This window comes from Pseudomonas sp. Ant30-3 (genome assembly GCF_000690905.1).
In the GTDB taxonomy this organism is placed as follows: domain Bacteria; phylum Pseudomonadota; class Gammaproteobacteria; order Pseudomonadales; family Pseudomonadaceae; genus Aquipseudomonas.
Window position 1 is genome coordinate 1 of sequence record NZ_JMCL01000047.1, and the last position, 19,267, is coordinate 19,267.

Annotated in this window: 17 protein-coding genes and 1 riboswitch; of the genes, 14 read left to right on the forward strand and 3 right to left on the reverse strand. The window is 60.5% G+C overall.

Features of this window, described 5'->3' with window-relative positions; genetic code table 11:
* Together DU29_RS0112230 and waaA are read left to right on the forward strand one after the other, a co-directional pair.
* The coding region (locus DU29_RS0112230) for a substrate-binding domain-containing protein (protein ID WP_028621970.1) at positions 1 to 421 on the forward strand (421 nt) is incomplete at its 5' end.
* A gap of 11 nt (positions 422 to 432) precedes the next feature.
* Positions 433 to 1,704: a lipid IV(A) 3-deoxy-D-manno-octulosonic acid transferase gene (gene waaA / locus DU29_RS0112235; RefSeq protein ID WP_028621971.1), complete on the forward strand. Its 1,272-nt coding sequence runs from the start codon at positions 433 to 435 to the stop codon at positions 1,702 to 1,704.
* A 132-nt stretch (positions 1,705 to 1,836) separates the two neighbouring features.
* On the opposite strand, the gene DU29_RS0112240 is transcribed toward waaA, so the two are convergent.
* The gene (locus tag DU29_RS0112240) at positions 1,837 to 3,270 is read right to left on the reverse strand and encodes a TolC family outer membrane protein (protein WP_028621972.1); all 1,434 of its coding nucleotides are present in this window, start codon (positions 3,268 to 3,270) and stop codon (positions 1,837 to 1,839) included.
* A 65-nt stretch (positions 3,271 to 3,335) separates the two neighbouring features.
* On the opposite strand from DU29_RS0112240, the gene DU29_RS1000000133520 reads away from it, so the two are divergent.
* The 3 genes from DU29_RS1000000133520 (at position 3,336) to cytX (ending at position 7,079) form a co-directional block, all read left to right on the forward strand.
* Positions 3,336 to 3,464, forward strand: coding sequence for a hypothetical protein (locus DU29_RS1000000133520; RefSeq protein ID WP_268871180.1), 129 nt, complete (start codon positions 3,336 to 3,338; stop codon positions 3,462 to 3,464).
* A gap of 7 nt (positions 3,465 to 3,471) precedes the next feature.
* Positions 3,472 to 3,577, forward strand: a riboswitch (TPP riboswitch).
* A 168-nt stretch (positions 3,578 to 3,745) separates the two neighbouring features.
* The gene (gene thiC, locus DU29_RS0112250; RefSeq protein ID WP_028621973.1) at positions 3,746 to 5,635 is read left to right on the forward strand and encodes a phosphomethylpyrimidine synthase ThiC; all 1,890 of its coding nucleotides are present in this window, start codon (positions 3,746 to 3,748) and stop codon (positions 5,633 to 5,635) included.
* A 151-nt stretch (positions 5,636 to 5,786) separates the two neighbouring features.
* The gene (gene cytX, locus DU29_RS0112255; RefSeq protein ID WP_028621974.1) at positions 5,787 to 7,079 is read left to right on the forward strand and encodes a putative hydroxymethylpyrimidine transporter CytX; all 1,293 of its coding nucleotides are present in this window, start codon (positions 5,787 to 5,789) and stop codon (positions 7,077 to 7,079) included.
* Here cytX and DU29_RS0112260 read toward each other — a convergent pair.
* Positions 7,048 to 7,794, reverse strand: coding sequence for an RsiV family protein (locus DU29_RS0112260; protein WP_028621975.1), 747 nt, complete (start codon positions 7,792 to 7,794; stop codon positions 7,048 to 7,050). The two genes, cytX and DU29_RS0112260, sit on opposite strands and share 32 nt — an antisense overlap.
* A 214-nt stretch (positions 7,795 to 8,008) precedes the next feature.
* Here DU29_RS0112260 and DU29_RS0112265 point away from each other — a divergent pair, with 214 nt between their 5' ends.
* The 9 genes from DU29_RS0112265 to DU29_RS0112305 all read left to right on the forward strand — a co-directional run bounded on the left by DU29_RS0112265 (position 8,009) and on the right by DU29_RS0112305 (position 17,418).
* A complete protein-coding gene (locus tag DU29_RS0112265; protein WP_028621976.1) occupies positions 8,009 to 8,626 on the forward strand; it encodes an NUDIX domain-containing protein in 618 nt (205 codons plus the stop codon).
* Entirely contained in the window at positions 8,617 to 9,069 is a 453-nt protein-coding gene (locus DU29_RS0112270; protein WP_028621977.1) for a DUF1249 domain-containing protein, read from the forward strand. Before DU29_RS0112265 ends, DU29_RS0112270 begins: the two co-directional genes overlap by 10 nt.
* Before the next feature lie 96 nt (positions 9,070 to 9,165).
* Complete coding sequence (gene cpdA / locus DU29_RS0112275; protein ID WP_028621978.1) at positions 9,166 to 9,981, forward strand: 3',5'-cyclic-AMP phosphodiesterase; 816 nt, start codon at positions 9,166 to 9,168, stop codon at positions 9,979 to 9,981.
* Positions 9,982 to 10,167: 186 nt separating this feature from the next.
* Positions 10,168 to 10,776, forward strand: a complete 609-nt coding sequence (locus DU29_RS0112280) for a YqiA/YcfP family alpha/beta fold hydrolase (protein ID WP_028621979.1) — start codon at positions 10,168 to 10,170, stop codon at positions 10,774 to 10,776.
* Between the two features lie 53 nt (positions 10,777 to 10,829).
* Positions 10,830 to 12,737 (forward strand): DNA topoisomerase IV subunit B, encoded by a 1,908-nt coding sequence (parE, locus tag DU29_RS0112285; protein ID WP_028621980.1) that lies wholly within the window; start codon positions 10,830 to 10,832, stop codon positions 12,735 to 12,737.
* Positions 12,737 to 13,726: an esterase-like activity of phytase family protein gene (locus DU29_RS0112290; protein ID WP_028621981.1), complete on the forward strand. Its 990-nt coding sequence runs from the start codon at positions 12,737 to 12,739 to the stop codon at positions 13,724 to 13,726. The genes parE and DU29_RS0112290 overlap by 1 nt, the downstream gene beginning before the upstream one ends.
* Positions 13,723 to 14,247 carry a retropepsin-like aspartic protease family protein gene (locus tag DU29_RS0112295; RefSeq protein ID WP_028621982.1) on the forward strand — a complete coding sequence of 175 codons (525 nt, stop codon included), beginning with the start codon at positions 13,723 to 13,725 and terminating at the stop codon, positions 14,245 to 14,247. The genes DU29_RS0112290 and DU29_RS0112295 overlap by 4 nt, the downstream gene beginning before the upstream one ends.
* 7 nt (positions 14,248 to 14,254) lie before the next feature.
* Complete coding sequence (gene parC / locus DU29_RS0112300; RefSeq protein WP_028621983.1) at positions 14,255 to 16,522, forward strand: DNA topoisomerase IV subunit A; 2,268 nt, start codon at positions 14,255 to 14,257, stop codon at positions 16,520 to 16,522.
* Between the two features lie 185 nt (positions 16,523 to 16,707).
* Positions 16,708 to 17,418 carry a PqiC family protein gene (locus DU29_RS0112305; protein ID WP_028621984.1) on the forward strand — a complete coding sequence of 237 codons (711 nt, stop codon included), beginning with the start codon at positions 16,708 to 16,710 and terminating at the stop codon, positions 17,416 to 17,418.
* A gap of 247 nt (positions 17,419 to 17,665) precedes the next feature.
* Here DU29_RS0112305 and DU29_RS0112310 read toward each other — a convergent pair whose 3' ends face one another.
* On the reverse strand, positions 17,666 to 19,195 hold the full coding sequence (locus DU29_RS0112310; RefSeq protein ID WP_028621985.1) for an AhpA/YtjB family protein: 1,530 nt from the start codon (positions 19,193 to 19,195) through the stop codon (positions 17,666 to 17,668).
* Positions 19,196 to 19,267 lie beyond the last annotated feature (72 nt).

The window sequence follows — 19,267 nt, forward strand, 5'->3', positions numbered from 1 at the left end:
GGAGCGACGAGTGCTCGGCAGCGTCGAGATGGTCACAGTGTGCGGCGTGGGCCATCCGCTGGCGCAACAGCACAAGGTGGACCGTCAGCAACTGGCGCAACACCGGCAATTGCTGATGTCCACACAGTCCAGCGTCTACCCCGGCAGCGAGCCCGCCAGCCCGCAGGTATGGCGGGCTGACAGTTTTTACGTGATGGCCGAGTGGCTGGTACGTGGCCTCGGTTGGGCGTGGTTGCCACGGCACGTTGTGCAATACCCGGCGTATCAGGGGCAGATGGTCGAACTGGACAGCGAATGGACGCCGCCGGCGCTGATCGTCGAACTGGTGTGGCGCCGCGATGAGCCCTTGGGCCCGGCCGCCCGTTGGCTGGCGGAACGTTTTGCCGTGCACTTGCAGGCGATCGGTGAGAAAAGCCGATAAACTCCGCCGCCATGAATAGAACTCTCTACACCGCGCTGTTTTACCTGGGGCTGCCATTGGTAGCGATTCGGCTGTGGCTGCGAGCGCGCAAAGCTCCGGCGTACGCCAAGCGCGTCGGCGAACGGTTTTCTTTCGGCTTGCCGACGATGCAATCTGGCGGCATCTGGGTGCACGCGGTGTCCGTGGGCGAGAGCATTGCGGCCGCGCCGATGATTCGCGCCTTGCTGCAACGCTATCCGGCGCTGCCCGTTACCGTGACGTGCATGACCCCGACCGGCTCGGAGCGCATCCAGGCACTGTTCGCCAACGAGCCACGCATTCAGCATTGCTACCTGCCGTATGACTTGCCGTGCGCAGCGGCGCGGTTTCTCGATCGGGTCCAGCCGAAACTGGCAGTGATCATGGAAACCGAGCTGTGGCCCAACCATATCCATCAGTGCGCCAAGCGAGGTATTCCGGTGGCGCTGGCCAATGCGCGCTTGTCCGAACGTTCGGCCAAAGGTTATGGGCGCTTCAGAAAGCTGACCGGGCCGATGCTCGCCGAGATGAGCCTGTTTGCCGTGCAAACCGAGGCGGAGGCCCAGCGTTTCCGCCATTTGGGCGCTCGTGCGGAAACTGTCGAAGTCACCGGCTCGATCAAATTCGACCTGACCATCGACCCGCAACTGCTCGAGCGCGCCGCCGTGTTGCGCGGGCAATGGCAGGCGCAGGAGCGCCCGGTGTGGATCGCCGCGAGTACCCACGATGGCGAAGACGAAGTGGTACTGGCGGCTCATCGGCGGTTGTCGGCGGATCATCCCGATGCGTTGCTGATTCTGGTACCGCGTCATCCCGAGCGTTTCAACGCCGTGTTCGAGTTGTGCCAGCAACAGGGTTTCGCCACGGTGCGTCGATCCTCCAGCGAGGCCGTGACTGCCAGCACGTCGGTGATGCTGGGCGATACCATGGGCGAGTTGCTGTTTCTCTATGCCTTGGCTGATACAGCATTCGTCGGCGGAAGCCTTGTGGCCAACGGCGGGCATAACCTGCTGGAGCCGGCGGCACTGGCCAAACCGGTGCTGAGCGGCCCGCACCTGTTCAACTTCCTCGAAATCGCAGCGCAGTTGCGCAGCGCCGGAGCATTACAGGAAGTGGACGATGCCGAAAGCTTGGCGCTGGCGGTGCAGCGGCTGTTCGAACTGCCGCGCGATGCGCAGCGGATGGCGGAGGCGGGGTTGCAGGTGATGCGTCGTAATCAGGGCGCGTTGCAGCGATTGCTGGATGGGTTAGGGCGTTTGATCTGAAACACTGTGGCGAGGGGATTTATCCCCGTGGGCTGCGTAGCGGCCCCGAATGTTTACGACGTCTTCGCCGCCGAACGGGGCGGTGCGACGTTCGCTAAATCCCCTCGCCACAGAATGTATTCCATTCGGAGGTTAAGGCCGGGCCTTGAGTTGTTCGGCCGCAGCCTTGGCCAGATCCGGCGGGAGGAAATCCTTGTCCGGATTGTAGTCAGCCTTGAGATAACGCTTCAGGTCCTCCAGATCCCCCGGGTTCAACGTGCCGGCCGCTTGCTTCAGGCGCAGGTTGTCGAGGATGTAGTCGTAACGGGTGTTGTTGTAGTTGCGCACCGAGGTGTACAGCTGACGCTGGGCATCCAGCACGTCGACGATGTTGCGCGTCCCCACCTGATAACCGATCTCGGTCGCTTCCACCGCGCTCTGGTTGGAGATGATCGACTGTTTGCGCGCCTGCACCTGTTCCACATCGGTATTCACCGCGCGGTGCAGGTTGCGAGTGTTCTCCACCACTTGCCGACGCAGACCTTCGCGCTGTTGCTCGGTCTGATTCAAGCGCGCATAAGACTCACGCACCTGTGAGCTGGTCAGGCCGCCACTGTAGATCGGAATATTCAGCTGCAACGCCAGGGTGCGCTGCTCGACCGGGCCACCGTAAGCCTGGCCGAACGCGTTGGGGTTGCTGAAACCGAAGGAATCGTTGTCGCCCTTTTCGTAGCGCGCTACCGCATCCACGGTCGGCGCATGCCCGGCCTTGCGCTGCTTGAGGGTTTCTTCGGCGGCGCTGACGGCGTAGTTGCTGGCCAGCAGGTTGAGGTTCTGGCGGGCGGCGGTGTCGACCCACGACTTGGCGTCATTCGGCGCCGGCGGCAAAATCGGCAAGGTGTGGACGATGCCTTGGATCGAGTTGTACTGACGGTTGGTCAGGGTGATCAACGCTTCGAACGCGTCATCCACCTGACGCTGCGCGACAATCCGGTTGGCCCGCGCGGTGTCGTAGCTGGCCTGGGATTGCAGCACATCGGTCTTGTCCGACAGGCCGACGTCAAAGCGCTCGTTGGACTGATCGAGCTGACGCTTGAACGCGGCTTCTTCGGCTTTGGTCGACGCCAGGTTGTCCTGACTGCGCAGCACGTTGAAATAGCTTTCCGCGCTTTGCAGAATCAGGTTTTGCTCGGTCGCCGACAGTTGCAGCGCGGCCTGCTCGTTGACGTCCTTGGCCGCCTGATACTGGAACCAGCGATCAGCGCGAAACAGTGGCTGGGAAAGCGTTGCCTGATAAGAATTGGCGCTGCGGCTGGCCACGGCTGACGGCTGGTTGATGTCGGTGCGCACATCGGCGATCTGGCCACCACCGGACAGGTTCGGCAGCAGCCCGGCCCGCGCCTGGGGCACGACTTCCTTCTGCGCGCCGTATTGCGCGCGGGCAGCGGCGAGGTCGGCGTTGTTGTCTACCGCTTCCTGATAAACGCTGACCAGATCGGTATAGGTGGATAAGGGCGCTTCGGCAGCCCAGGCCATTCCATTGGAAGCACAAGACACGGCAAGGGCCAGTGAAAGTTTGCGCAGCATGCGGCCATCCCTAAAAATTACACTGATGATTCGCGCCGGTTCGCAGCGCGACGTTGTCGATTCTGATGCGCAGCTTCAATCTGCTGCGCGGCGTAGCGAGTGTAGTTGCGCACACGTTCGGCAACAATCCTGTAATTGCGCCATTCATCACGGTGTTCGCTGCGGTGTTGGCGTTCTTTGTCAGTTGTGTCTAGACTGGCCGGGTTCTTGTCGGGGTGCCTTGCTATGAGGCTGAGATCGAATAATTTCGGATCCCGTTGAACCTGATCAGGTTAACGCCTGCGTAGGGAACAAGATTTCTCGTCACCCGGCGAGTCCTCTTGTGCTTCGTCCGGGATGTTGTTCGACAATCGAACAGCCCTCGAGCACTGAGCACAGCACCAACAGCGTTTTTGCAGCTGATTGGTCGCGTCCATTCGTTACAGGTTCGCTCCGACAAAAATCCACTGCCTGGATGCTGTCTGGAGAGCCCGTGATGACGATAAAACTAAAAAACACAACGAACCTGAGTGACTCGGCGCAAGTCGATCAACAGTCTGTTCAGCCGTTTACCCGCTCGCAAAAAATCTACGTTCAGGGCTCGCGTCCGGACATCCTCGTGCCAATGCGCGAAATCAGCCTTGATGTCACGCCGACCGACTTCGGCGGCGAGATCAACGCGCCTGTCGTTGTGTACGACACCTCGGGCCCGTACACCGATCCCAACGTCATCATCGACGTGCGCAAAGGCCTCGGCGATGTGCGTTCGCCTTGGATCGAATCCCGTGGCGACACCGAGCGCCTGCCGGGCCTGAGCTCCAACTTCGGCCAGGAACGCCTTGCCGATGCCGAACTGACCAAGCTGCGTTTCGCCCACGTCAATAACCCGCGCCGCGCCAAGGCCGGGGCCAACGTCAGCCAGATGCATTACGCGCGCAAAGGCATCATCACCGCCGAGATGGAATACGTCGCCATCCGCGAGAACATGAAGCTTGAGGTTGCTCGCGCCGCGGGCTTGCTGGATCAGCAACACGCCGGCCACAGCTTCGGCGCCAGCGTGCCGAAGATCATCACCCCCGAATTCGTTCGTGACGAAATCGCCCGCGGTCGCGCGATCATTCCGGCCAACATCAACCACACCGAACTGGAACCGATGATCATCGGCCGTAACTTCCTGGTGAAGATCAACGGCAACATCGGCAACAGCGCCCTGGGTTCGTCCATCGAAGAAGAAGTGGCGAAACTGACCTGGGGCATTCGCTGGGGGTCGGACACGGTCATGGACTTGTCCACCGGCAAACACATTCACGAAACCCGCGAGTGGATCATCCGCAACTCGCCGGTGCCGATCGGTACCGTGCCGATTTACCAGGCGCTGGAAAAAGTTGGCGGTGCTGCCGAGGACCTGACCTGGGAGCTGTTCCGCGACACGCTGATCGAACAGGCCGAGCAGGGCGTCGACTACTTCACCATCCACGCCGGCGTGCTGCTGCGCTACGTGCCGTTGACCGCCAAGCGCGTGACCGGCATCGTTTCCCGTGGCGGTTCGATCATGGCCAAGTGGTGCCTGGCGCATCACAAGGAAAACTTCCTCTATACGCATTTCGAAGACATCTGCGAAATCATGAAGGCCTACGACGTCAGCTTCTCGCTGGGCGATGGCCTGCGTCCGGGTTCTATTGCCGACGCCAACGATGCTGCGCAATTCGGTGAGCTGGAAACCCTAGGTGAGCTGACCAAGATCGCCTGGAAGCACGACGTGCAATGCATGATCGAAGGCCCGGGCCACGTGCCGATGCAGTTGATCAAAGAGAACATGGACAAGCAACTCGAGTGCTGCGACGAGGCGCCGTTCTATACCCTCGGCCCGCTGACCACCGACATTGCGCCGGGCTACGACCACATTACGTCCGGTATCGGTGCGGCGATGATCGGCTGGTTCGGTTGCGCGATGCTTTGTTACGTCACCCCGAAGGAACACTTGGGCCTGCCGAACAAGGATGACGTGAAGACCGGGATCATCACTTACAAGATCGCCGCGCACGCTGCGGATCTCGCCAAAGGTCATCCGGGCGCGCAGATTCGTGACAATGCCCTGAGCAAGGCGCGCTTCGAATTTCGCTGGGAAGATCAATTCAACCTGGGGCTGGACCCGGATACGGCGCGTTCGTATCACGATGAAACCCTGCCGAAGGATTCGGCCAAGGTCGCGCATTTCTGCTCGATGTGCGGGCCGAAATTCTGCTCGATGAAGATCACCCAGGAAGTCCGCGAGTATGCGGCCAACCAACGGATCGAAACCGTCGACGCCGAAGTCGCCCAGGGACTGGCGGACCAGGCCGAGCGGTTCAAGCAGGAAGGCAGTCAGCTGTACAAGAAGGTTTGATCTGACCTGAAAGGATGGGGCCTGCACAGGCCCCATCGCCAGCAGGCTGGCTCCCACAGTGGATTTGTGGCGTTCACAAGTCCCCTGTGGGAGCCAGCCTGCTGGCGATAGCGATCAAAAGAACAACAAATGTCCCTCTGAGATAACACCCTTGAGCATTCAACCCAGCACTTATTCCCCCGACATCGCCGTGCCTGCCAACAAGCGTGTGTTCGGCGGTCGCGATCTTTTTACCCTGTGGTTCTCCCTCGGCATCGGCCTGATGGTGCTGCAGACCGGCGCACTGCTCGCACCAGGTCTGGGCCTGTCCGGTTCGCTGCTGGCGATTTTCCTCGGCACGTTGGTTGGTGTTCTGCTGCTCGCCGCCGTCGGCGTGATCGGCAGTGACACCGGCTTGTCCTCGATGGCTGCCCTCAAGCTCAGCCTCGGCAAACATGGCGCAAGCCTGCCGGCGGTGCTGAATTTGCTGCAACTGATCGGTTGGGGCTCGTTTGAAATCATCGTCATGCGCGACGCCGCCACGCTGCTCGGCGCTCGTGCGTTCAGCGAAGGCGGCCTGCTTGCGAATCCACTGCTGTGGACCGTGTTTTTTGGTGGCCTGGCGACCTTGCTGGCCGTCAGCGGTCCGCTAACCTTTGTTCGGCAGATCCTGCGCAAGTGGGGCATCTGGCTGCTGCTGGCGGCGTGCATCTGGTTGACTTGGAATCTGTTCGCCAAAGCTGATCTGGCGGCATTGTGGGCACAGGCCGGTGACGGCTCGATGCCGTTCGCGGTGGGTTTCGACATCGCGATCGCCATGCCGCTGTCGTGGTTACCGCTGATTGCCGACTATTCGCGTTTTGGCAAGCGAGCGACAAACGTTTTCGGCGGCACTGCGATCGGCTTCTTTATCGGTAATTTCTGGCTGATGAGCCTCGGCGTCGCCTACACCCTGGCGTTCGCGCCGAGCGGTGAAGTGAATGCGTTGCTGTTGGCGCTGGCCGGTGCCGGTCTGGGCATTCCACTGTTGCTGATTCTGCTTGATGAGTCGGAAAACGCCTTCGCCGATATTCACTCGGCGGCGGTGTCCAGCGGGATTCTGCTGCGCTTGAAAGTCGAGCACCTGGCACTGGCCATCGGTGTGATCTGCACCTTGATCGCCTTGCTGGCACCGTTGGCCCAGTATCAAAACTTTCTGCTGTTGATCGGCTCGGTGTTCGCGCCGCTGTTCGGTGTGGTGCTGGTGGATCACTTCATCCTGCGCAAACGCAGTGCCCAGGTCGCGTCAGCCGCATTGCGCTGGCCGGCGCTGCTTGCCTGGCTGGGCGGGGTGAGCACGTATCATTTGCTGGCGAATCTGTATCCGGACATTGGCGCAACCCTGCCAGCGTTGATCGTGGCAGGGCTGCTGCAGCTGGTGCTCGGTCGAGCCTTCAGCTACGGCCGGGAAACAGCTCGGGTTTGAGGATGCCGTTCAGGCGCGGATAAGGGATCTTCAATTCGACGTGACCCAGCGCATACGGTGCGATGGTGCTGGTTTCGTACTTGAGGATCACGCCGCCGTAGGTCAGCGCCACGTTCGGGGTTTTCTGGAATTGCCACTGCTTGAGGAATTCCGGTTCCTGATCGAGCTTGGTGCTGATCAACCAGCTGTTGTGCGCCACTTGCGCCGCTTTCCAGAATGCTTCTTCCTGGCCCGGCAGCAACATGTCCGACAGCGTCAGCACTTTATGCTGCTGGCGCGAATAGTTGATGAAACTGCGACCCGGCGTGCCATGCGCACCGCCGGTGTCCAGGTAGCTGGAAAACTCGATGATCACCAAGCCGTCATGCTGCTCGCGTACTTTCGCTTGCAGGTAGCTGCTGTTGCGTGGGCCTGCATTGCGCAGGAACTCGTCGCGATAGGCGGCCAGGGTAGGCGCCACCGGTGCGTCGGGGGCAGTGCGGGTCATTTGCAGCAGGCGTTTTTCAACGATGCCGTCCAGTTGCGGTTCGCCGGGAAAACGCAGCGTGTCGATGTTCACCAGCGGACAATCCTGACTGGCGCAGCCGGGTTTCAGTTGTTCGGAAGCATCGCGGGTGGTCTCCAGCGGCGCCCGATAGTTGGGCTGGAACAAACTCTGGCAGGCGCCCAGGGTCAGGGCGATTGCAGCCACGGAGGCGATTTTAAAAAGCGACATGGGCGTCCTTCATAAAACAGGGAAAGGCGAAAAGTTACCCGCTTCGACTGCCAGCGAGGGAATCAGTTCGCCACTAAGCTCATTAGAGTTGCTTTCGCCCTCACCGTCTATCCCGCTGGCTGGAAAGGGGCTGCATCAAAGGTCGCGAGCGCGTTAGGATGGCGCGAAGTCGAGGCTGGAGCTTCGCAACGGATTTGTTTAAACGAGGATTGTCATGACTGATTTTGCCAACGCCATTCCGTCCGCCGTCGAGATCGTCCGGCGCGAAAAGTGCTACGAGGGTTTTTACAAGCTCGATCGCGTGCACTTGCGCCACGAATTGTTCGCTGGCGGCATGAGTCGCGAAATCAATCGGGAAGTGTTTGTCCGCCACGACGCCGTGTGTGTGCTGCCGTACGACCCGCAGCGCGACGAAGTGGTGCTGATCGAGCAGTTTCGCGTGGGCGCCATGGGCAAGACGGATAACCCGTGGCTGATTGAGCTGGTCGCCGGTCTGATCGACAAGGATGAAGTGCCGGAAGAAGTTGCTCACCGCGAGGCGCAGGAGGAAGCTGGGCTGGTATTCGGGGCGCTGTGGCCGATGACCAAATATTTTCCATCGCCGGGCGGCAGCAATGAATTCGTGCATTTGTACCTGGGGCGTTGCGAGACAACCGGGGCTGGCGGCCTGCATGGGCTGGAGGAAGAAGCGGAAGATATTCGCGTGACGGTGTGGGCTTTCGAAGATGCCCTGCAAGCCGTGCGCGACGGACGTATTGCCAACGCGGCCAGCATCATCGCCTTGCAATGGTTGGCGTTGAACCGCGCTGAAGTGAGGGGGTTATGGTCGTAAACAAGCTGCGCGATCGCTATCGGGTTGACCTTGTAAGCCTGCAAGCCTCCTGCGAGGCCAACTACGCACGCCTCATGCGACTGCTGCCGGACATGCGCAGCGAGCCGGCGGCACGGCGCATTGCCGTGACCCACGGTGATCAGATGCTGGGCGTGCTTGCCCTCGAAGTGCTGCAGGTCTGCCCGTACACCACCACCCTGCAAGTGCGCCAGGAACACAGCCTGCCGTGGCTGCCGGTGCCGCAACTGGAAGTTCAGGTCTATCACGACGCCTGCATGGCCGAAGTGGTCAGTGCCGAGCATGCACGACGTTTCCGCGGCATCTATCCTTACCCGAACGCCGCGATGCACCAGCCGGACGAGAAAGCCCAGCTGAACCTGTTCCTCGGCGAGTGGTTAAGCCATTGTCTCGCGCTGGGGCATGAGTACGAAGTCGTACGCTAAGTGTGAACTGCGTCAGGTTCATGCGTTCCTCTTTTGATCATCCCCCAGCATAATCGCGGCATTCATCCATCCCGTGACCAGCCCTGGGAGAACGCCTTGCCGAGCGTATCGACATTGACCACCGCCGATTCGGCGCTGCTGGTGCAGCTCACCGACAGCCATTTGTTTGCCGAAGCGGACGGTACGTTGCTGGGCATGAAAACCCGCGAGAGCCTGCAACAGGTGATCGAACTGGTCAGGCAGCAGCAGCCGCAGATCGACCTGATCGTCGCCAGCGGCGATATTTCCCAGGATGGCACGCTGGAGTCCTATCAGCAGTTTCGCGATCTGACCCGCCAGCTTGATGCGCCGGCCCGCTGGATTCCGGGCAACCACGATGAACCACAGATCATGGCCGAGGCTGCGGTGCAAACAGCGTTGCTGGAGCCGGTGGTGGACGTCGGCAACTGGCGCGTGACCTTGCTCGATTCAGCGGTGCCGGGCTCGGTGCCGGGGTTTTTGCAGGACGAACAGTTGCAACTGCTGGCCTGCTCGCTGAGCGAGGCACCGGAGCGCCATCATCTGGTGTGTTTTCACCATAACCCAGTCCCCATCGGGTGTCCGTGGATGGCGGCGATCGGCTTGCGCAATCCCGAAGCGTTGTTTGCCGTAATCGATCGTTTTCCGCAGGCGCGCGCGGTGCTTTGGGGGCATGTGCATCAGGAATTCGACGAGATTCGTAACGGCGTGCGTCTGATGGCTTCACCGTCGACCTGCATTCAGTTCGAACCGGGCAGTGAAGATTTCAAGGTGGGGACGCAGGCGCCGGGGTATCGGTGGTTGCGGCTATTGCCCGATGGCCAAATTGAAACCGGGGTAGAGCGGGTAATCGGGTTTGAGTTCGATGTTGATTACGGCTCGAACGGCTACTGAATATCTGCGGTGCTGCCATCGCCAGCAGGCTGGCTCCCACATTGAATCTGCGTGGTGCACAGAACCCTGTGGGAGCCAGCCTGCTGGCGATGGCGTCCGCTCGGACGACATCAATGCCACGGATATCCCCGATCCCCCCAACACCTGTAAACTCCGCCTTCTTTACCCAAGGCACAGGGAGCTCAGATGTCCGGTTCGATCCTTTATATTCACGGTTTCAACAGCGCGCCTTCGTCGAAGAAGGCCTGTCAGTTGATCGACGTGATGGGCCGTCTGGGCTTGGGTGATCATTTGCGTGTGCCGGCGCTGCATCACCATCCGCGCGAGGCCATCGGTCAGCTCGAAGAGGCGATTTTGCAGCTGGGGCGGCCATTGCTGGTCGGCAGCTCACTCGGCGGCTACTATGCGACTCACCTGGCCGAGCGCCATGGCCTCAAGGCTCTGTTGATCAACCCTGCCGTCAGCCCGCACCGGATGTTCGATGGGTACCTGGGCACGCAGAAAAACCTGTACACCGAAGAAACCTGGGAATTGACCCATGACCACGTTGCGGCACTGGCCGAACTGGAAGTGCCGGCTCCCCAGGACCCGCAGCGCTTTCAGGTGTGGTTGCAGACCGGCGACGAAACGCTCGATTATCGCCTCGCCCAGCAGTATTACCGAGCCTGTGCCCTGCGCATCCAGGCCGGTGGCGATCACAGTTTTCAGGGCTTTGCCGCGCAACTCCCGGCAATGCTGAGTTTTGCCGGCATCGGCGCAGATGTGTATCAGTCGATCGATTTCACTGCACTGTGAGTCCGCCTGCTTTGACAGACCTTTTTTTCTACAGACACTGACGACGAGACCCTATGGCCACTCCCAGCGCTAGCTCTTATAACGCCGACGCCATCGAAGTCCTCTCGGGCCTCGACCCGGTGCGCAAACGCCCCGGCATGTACACCGACACCAGTCGGCCGAACCACCTCGCCCAGGAAGTGATCGACAACAGTGTCGACGAAGCTCTGGCGGGTCACGCCTCCTCGGTGCAGGTCATCCTGCACGCCGATCACTCTCTGGAAGTCAGCGATGACGGCCGTGGCATGCCGGTGGACATTCACCCGGAAGAGGGCGTTTCCGGCGTCGAACTGATCCTCACCAAGCTGCATGCGGGTGGCAAGTTTTCCAACAAGAACTACCAGTTCTCCGGCGGTCTGCACGGGGTAGGTATTTCCGTGGTCAACGCCTTGTCGACCGAAGTGCGGGTGCGCGTCAAGCGTGACGGCAACGAATACCAGATGACGTTTGCTGACGGTTACAAGAAGACCGAGCTGGAAGTGGTCGGGACCGTTGGCAAGCGCAACACCGGTACCAGCGTATTCTTTGCCCCTGATCCAAAATATTTCGATTCGCCGAAGTTCTCTATCAGCCGCCTCAAGCATGTGCTCAAGGCCAAGGCCGTTCTGTGCCCGGGCCTGCTGGTCAGTTTTGAAGACAAAGGCACCGGCGAGAAAGTCGAATGGCATTACGAAGATGGCCTGCGCTCGTACCTGGTTGACGCCGTCAGCGAGTTTGAACGCCTGCCGAATGAGCCGTTCTGCGGCAGTCTGGCCGGTAACAAGGAAGCGGTGGACTGGGCGCTGTTGTGGTTGCCGGAAGGCGGCGACAGCGTGCAGGAAAGCTACGTCAACCTGATCCCGACGGCGCAGGGCGGTACCCACGTCAACGGTTTGCGTCAGGGCCTGCTCGATGCCATGCGCGAATTCTGTGAATACCGCAGCCTGCTGCCGCGCGGCGTGAAGCTGGCGCCGGAAGACGTCTGGGAACGCATCGCCTTCGTCCTGTCGATGAAAATGCAGGAGCCGCAATTCTCCGGCCAGACCAAGGAGCGACTGTCGTCCCGTGAAGCGGCGGCGTTTGTCTCCGGCGTGGTCAAGGACGCGTTCAGCCTGTGGCTCAACGCTCACCCTGAAACCGGCATGTTGCTGGCAGAGTTGGCGATCAATAACGCCGGCCGCCGTCTGAAGGCCAGCAAAAAAGTCGAACGCAAGCGGATCACGGCGGGGCCGGCCTTGCCGGGCAAACTTGCCGACTGTGCCGGGCAGGACCCGATGCGATCCGAGCTGTTCCTGGTGGAAGGTGATTCCGCCGGCGGTTCGGCCAAGCAGGCGCGGGACAAAGAGTTTCAAGCGATCCTGCCCTTGCGCGGCAAGATTCTGAACACCTGGGAAGTGGACGGCAGCGAAGTGCTGGCCAGCCAGGAAGTGCACAACATCGCCGTGGCCATCGGCGTTGATCCGGGCGCAGCAGACTTGAGCCAGCTGCGTTACGGCAAGATCTGCATCCTCGCCGACGCCGACTCCGATGGTCTGCACATTGCGACGCTGCTCTGCGCCTTGTTCGTCCAGCATTTCCGTCCGTTGGTGGATGCCGGTCACGTCTACGTTGCAATGCCGCCGCTGTACCGTATCGACCTCGGCAAAGAAATTTACTACGCCCTGGATGAAGCAGAGCGCGATGGCATCCTCGATCGCCTGGTCGCCGAGAAAAAACGCGGCAAGGTGCAAGTGACCCGATTCAAGGGTCTGGGTGAAATGAACCCGCCGCAACTGCGCGAAACCACCATGGACCCGAACACCCGGCGCTTGGTGCAACTGACGCTCGGTGACGCTTATGAAGCCACCGCAGAAATGATGGACATGCTGCTGGCGAAGAAACGCGCCGGTGATCGCAAGACCTGGCTCGAATCCAAGGGCAACCTGGCTGAGGTTCTTGGCTGATGCGGGTTGGCTTTGCCCTGGCCTGTGCGTTGCTTCTGAGTTCGCTGTCGGCGTTGGCCGCACCGGCTCCACAGTTGCGCCTGGTGTCCGAGCACCCGGTGGACGGCATGCACGGCGGCAACCTGTCCGGGCTGGCGCAGTGTGGCAAGGATTTGTGGACCGTGTCGGACCGCGACGACGGGCAGATATACCGCCTCGATACCCGCCTGAGCACCTGGCAAGCGAAAACCGTGCACATCGATGCACCGCCGGTGCCAGACAGCGGTTTGCCCTGGGGTTTGCGTTCGCGCACCTGGGTTGCGTCTTTCGTGCGCGGTGGTGACCTGGATTTCGAAGGCATCACCTGCGACAGCATTGGCACCCGTTACATCGTCAGTGAGTCGCATGCCGCTGTGTTGCAGGTGCCGCTGTTCGGCCCGGCGTCATGGCTGAAGATTTCGCCGATGCTGGTTCGCGAAGCGCGCGCCAGTGGTCTGTTGCTGAACTTCAACTCGTTGTTCGAGGGCCTGGCGGTCAATCCGGCCGGCGATCATCTGTGGCTGGCGGCCGAGCGTGAACGGCGCGGTTTGCTGCTGCTCAAGCGCAAGCAAACTGTCTGGGATTGCGACGGCGGCTGCGTGCTGCTCAGCGAAGCCGGCAAGGAAATGCAACCGCCGCAATTCAGCAAGACCAAAGCCGTGTCGCGAGATTTCTCTGATCTGTCCCTGTTCAACGGCAAGTTGTTCACTCTTGAGCGCTTCGACCTGGAGATCTGCCGTCGCGATGCGAAAACCGCCAAGGTCGAACGCTGCTGGTCATTTGCCGATGAAGCGATGCTGCCGAATCGGCGCTATCCCCAACCCTACGGGCTGACTGAAGCGTTGGTGATCGACGCCGATGGCGCATGGGTCGGCATCGACAACAATTTCACCCCCCGCGCCGATGGCGAGCAGCGCCCGGTTGTCTGGCGTTTCGCCGCGCCGGAAGGTGGCTGGAGTGCCAAGCCATGAGTCAGCAGACGCCAGGCAAACGCATCGGCCGCGTGCTGATGGTGCTGGCGTGGTGCGCGGCGCTGTTTCTGGCCACACGTTTTTTCGGTCAGTGGGAGCAGCGCCAGCAGAATCCCAATGCGGTGGTCAGCTCGGAGCAGGGCGAAGGTTTCATCGAGGTGAAACTGGTCGGCAACAGTCAGGGGCATTTCGTCGCCGGCGGCCAGATCAACGGTCAGCCAGTGGATTTCATGCTGGATACCGGGGCAACCGATGTCGCCATTCCCGGCAGCCTGGCCGAACGGCTGAAGCTGGAGAAAGGTTTCGCCGTGACCCTGAGCACCGCCAGTGGCCGAACCGAGGGCTATCGAACCCGTATCCAGCGTTTGCAACTGGGCAACATTGTCCTGCGCGATATTCGCGGACTTGTCGTGCCAGGCCTTGAAGGCAATCAGGTGCTGCTCGGCATGAGCGCACTGAACCAACTTGAATTTACCCAGCGCGGTGGCACCATGCTGCTGCGCCAGACAACGAACCGATGAGGCCCGCATGAGCGACATCCTTGCAGACAGCTTAGACGGCATTGAACGCCGATCGCTGGCTGACTTCACCGAAAGTGCCTACCTCAACTATTCCATGTACGTGATCATGGACCGTGCCTTGCCGCATATCGGCGACGGCCTGAAACCGGTACAGCGGCGCATCATTTACGCCATGAGCGAGCTGGGCCTGGACGCCGACTCCAAGCACAAGAAATCGGCGCGGACCGTCGGTGACGTGCTCGGCAAGTTTCACCCGCACGGCGACTCCGCCTGCTACGAAGCCATGGTCCTGATGGCCCAGCCGTTCAGCTACCGCTACACGCTGGTCGACGGTCAGGGCAACTGGGGTGCGCCGGATGATCCGAAATCCTTCGCCGCCATGCGTTACACCGAAGCACGCCTGTCGCGATATTCCGAAGTGCTGCTCAGCGAGCTGGGCCAGGGCACGGCGGACTGGGGCCCGAACTTCGATGGCACCCTCGACGAGCCGTTGGTGTTGCCCGCGCGTTTGCCTAACATCCTGCTCAACGGCACCACCGGCATTGCCGTCGGCATGGCCACCGATGTGCCGCCGCACAACCTGCGCGAAGTGGCGACCGCTTGCGTTCGCTTGCTCGACGAGCCCAAAGCCACGGTTGAGCAACTCTGCGAGCATATCCAGGGCCCGGATTATCCGACCGAAGCGGAAATCATCACGCCGCGCGCCGATCTGCTGAAAATTTACGAAACCGGGCGTGGCTCGGTGCGTATGCGCGCCGTGTATCACGTTGAAGATGGCGACATTATTGTCACCGCGCTGCCACATCAGGTTTCCGGCGCCAAGGTGCTCGAGCAGATCGCAGCCATGATGCAGGCCAAGCCGTCCAAGGCGCCGCAGATTGCCGACTTGCGTGATGAATCCGATCACGAAAACCCATGCCGCATCGTGATCATCCCGGGTGCACGGAAAAACTTCGACCACGACGCGCTGATGCAGCACCTGTTCGCCAGCACCGAGCTGGAGTCGAGCTACCGGGTCAACATCAACATCATTGGCCTGGACGGCAAGCCGCAGTTGAAAAACCTGCGTGCATTGTTGGTGGAATGGCTGGAATTCCGCGTGCGGACCGTGCGTCGCCGCCTGCAATTCCGCCTCGACAAGGTCGAGCGTCGCCTGCACCTGTTGGACGGTTTGTTGATTGCATACCTCAACCTGGATGAAGTGATCCACATCATCCGTACCGAGGAGCATCCCAAAGCCGCATTGATCGCGCGTTTCGCCCTCAGCGAAATCCAGGCCGACTACATTCTCGACACCCGTTTGCGCCAGTTGGCGCGACTGGAAGAGATGAAGTTGCGTGCCGAGCAGGATGAACTGCTCAAGGAGCAAGCCAAGCTGCAAGCCCTGCTGGGCAGCGAAGCCAAGCTGAAAAAACTGGTGCGCACCGAGTTGATCAAGGACGCGGAAACCTACGGTGATGACCGCCGTTCGCCTATCGTCGAGCGTGCGGAAGCCAAGGCCCTGACCGAGCACGACCTGCTGCCGAACGAGAAAGTGACGGTCGTGCTGTCGGAAAAAGGCTGGGTTCGCTCCGCCAAAGGGCATGACATCGATGCCACCGGGCTTTCATACAAGGCCGGGGACGGTTTCAAAGCACTGGCGCCCGGGCGTTCCAACCAGTTCGCGGTATTTATAGACTCCACCGGGCGCAGTTATTCTGTACCGTCGCACACGTTGCCTTCGGCCCGTGGCCAGGGCGAACCGTTGACCGGCCGTCTGACGCCGCCGCCGGGCGCAAGTTTCGAGTGCGTGCTGATGCCGGAAGACGATTCGCTGTATGTTATCGCCTCCGATGCCGGTTACGGGTTTGTAGTCAAGGGTGAAGACTTCCAGGCGAAAAACAAGGCCGGCAAGGCCCTGTTGAGTCTGCCGAACAATTCCAAGGTTATCCTGCCGCGCCCGGTGACCGATCGCGAGAACAACTGGTTGGCCTCGGTCACGACCGAAGGTCGCCTGTTGATCTTCAAGATCAGCGATCTGCCACAATTGGGTAAGGGCAAGGGCAACAAGATCATCGGAATTTCCGGTGAACGCGTGGCCAGCCGCGAAGAATACGTCACCGACATCGCGGTTTTACCGGAAGGCGCCACCTTGGTGCTGCAGGCGGGTAAACGTACCTTGTCGCTTAAAGCGGACGACCTTGAACATTACAAAGGCGAGCGAGGCCGTCGCGGTAACAAATTGCCACGTGGCTTCCAGCGAGTGGATGCACTGCTCGTCGAAAACCTCAATTAGCCGAGAGCGCTCTCCTAGAGCACCCGATCTGCGAAATAACGCTTGGATCGATGCTTTGGCGCTGGAGTCGGGAGACATATTCACGGATGATATGTCCTTTCCAGCGCCGGCGTGGCCGAGCGTTCTTCATATTTATTGAGTATTTTCACTGTGGTCAGCCTTGTGGCGGCCACCGGGATGGGACGATGACTGCTCTGCGCCTTCCTTTTATTTTGATGCTCGCCGGCGTTCTTGGCCTGGCGGGTTGCAGCGTACATCAGCCGGTGTCGCTGTATCAGCTGGATAGCGGTAGTCCGACGCCGCCTGCGCAAAGCAAAGGTATGGCGGTTTTGCTGGGTCCGGTCACTGTTGCTGATTATCTGCAGCGCGAAACCCTGCTGCAGCGTCAGGCGGATGGCAGCCTGCAGGCCGCCACCGACGGACGCTGGGCTGGCAGCCTGTCTGCCGACATCGATCAACTGTTGCTGCGCCAGGTCGCGGGGCATCTGGACAGTCAGCGCGTGGTGCTGTCGCCGGCAACCGCTGGCTTCACTCCGGATGTTCAGGTTCTGTTGAGTATTACTCGTCTGGATTCAGGTGAGTCGCAGCCGGCGATCCTTGATGCACAATGGCGTTTGATCGATCGTCGCGGCAAAGTGCGCGATAACCGCATCGTTCACCTGCAGGAAGAACATGCGGGCGGCACGGCTGCTCAGGTTCAGGCACAAGGTTTGTTGCTGCAGCGTCTGGCAGAGCAGTTGGCAGTAGCGCTCAAGCCACTGGCCAACCAGCCACCGATTGCCGAAACCCGCAAACCCGCTGCCAAACCTGCAGCGCCGGCGGCAGAAAAGGACAAGCAGCCGAAGATTCCAATGGCATCGCCGATTCGTACGGACATGGAAGTGTTCAGGTTCTAACGTTATCGGATGTAAAACAAAGCCCGCAGTGATGCGGGCTTTGTTGTTTCTGTGCGATAGATGTTCATCGTGTGTGCTGGCCTCATCGCTGGCAAGCCAGCTCCTACAGGTCCTGTGTAGAACGCTACATCGCGTGAACAACGCAACACTGTAGGAGCTGGCTTGCCAGCGATTGCGGCGGTACTGGCGACAATGAAGCCCGCAGACAATCACTTGTCTGCGGGCTTCTTCACATCAGGGCTTTGGCTTAAGCGCGGCGCTCGTGCATCCGCGCCAATTGTCGTTCCAGCATCGATGGGTACGGCTCCATCAAGCGCTCTACGCAGCAAGCACCTTCAGGGCTGGCGATCGGGCGGATCCGCGCGCGTTGGCGGATCAGCGGGTCGTCATTGATCTTGCGTTCCACCAGCAGCAGGTTACGGCTGTGTTGCGACAGGGCCAAGGCATCCTGGGCCGGTTCGGTCAGCAGCAGGTCGATCTGGCTCAGGCCGAACAACTCGTCACCCAAGGTCAAACCCAACTGCAATTGCAGGGTAATGCCGCTGTCAGCGACTTCGATCTGCAACTGATGGCCCAGCGCCCGCAGCAGTTCACCGCAGCAAATTGCATTGGTCAGGTAATCGTCGCCGCTGTTTTCGCTGTGGAACAGCATCAGCGTGCTGCCATCGTTGAGCGTGTGCAATTCACTCTCGTACAACGAGGCAGCCTGATCGAGACAATCACGATAACGTTTGAGCAGTTCTTCCAGGCGAGCGCGCGGCAAACGACGCAGCTGATCCTGAGCGCCCAGTTGCACGGCAAGCACGGCACTGTGTTGCGGCACATTCGATGGCTGCGGTTTCACCAGCGGTTTTGGCGCACTGTCGACGGACACGTCACGCAGATCGGCGAAAGGGTCTTCGTCGTCATCGTCATCTTCAACGGTGCTGACGACGCGCTTGGGTGCAGGTTTCAACGCCGCTACCGGACGACTCTCGTCAAAGCTCGGATCGCGCAGGTTGCGCACTTCGAAGGCCGAATCGGCGTCTTCGTCGTCCTCGACATCGTCATACTCAGGCTCTGGCTCGGGTTCCGGCTCGACCGGTTCCGGCGCGTAGTTGGCGTGCAGCTGGCGAGCCAGGTCACCGATTTCGTCCTGACGCCCGGTGCCTGGAGTGTATTCGTCGATGTTGCGCAGCCAGACACGCAATTGCATCAGCGGTGTGGTCAGGTTGCGACCCAGACGCAAGCTCAAGGCCAGCGCCAGTGCGAGCAGAATGGCGCTGAGGATGCCCATGCTCTGCAGGCTGATGGTCATCGGCTGCTGGAACTGATCCATGTCCAGACTGATGCGTAGCTGCCCGGCGGTTACGTCCTGAAAAGTGATCTTGCTCTGATACATGCCCTCGGCTTCGCCCAACAGGCTGTGCTTGGGGCGCTGACCGGCTTCGGCGAGGATGCGGTTATCCGGGCTATAGATGGCCGCGTGGGCCACCAGCTTGTTTTTGGTCAGGTTGTTGAGCAGCACGTTGAGGCTGAGGATGTCGTTGGACACCAACAGCTCGGTCGCCGAAGTGGCGGTCTGCGTGGTCAGGCTTTCGCCCAGCGCATCGGCCTGTTCGTGCATGGCCTGCTTGAACTGCAAACCCATCACACAGGCATAGATCACCAGGGCCAGAGCGACCAGGATCACGTTATGGCTGGCGATGCGCAATGCAATCGGTACACGGCGATGACGCAGTGCACGGAAGATCAGCAGAAAGAAGTTATCGGTTTTTACTGGCGTGGGCCGGTTCACTTGAGCTCGGCTCTTTGTCCGTGAAGTTGACGCGCAGTATAGCGACAGGCCCAGTACCGGCAAAGCGTTGAC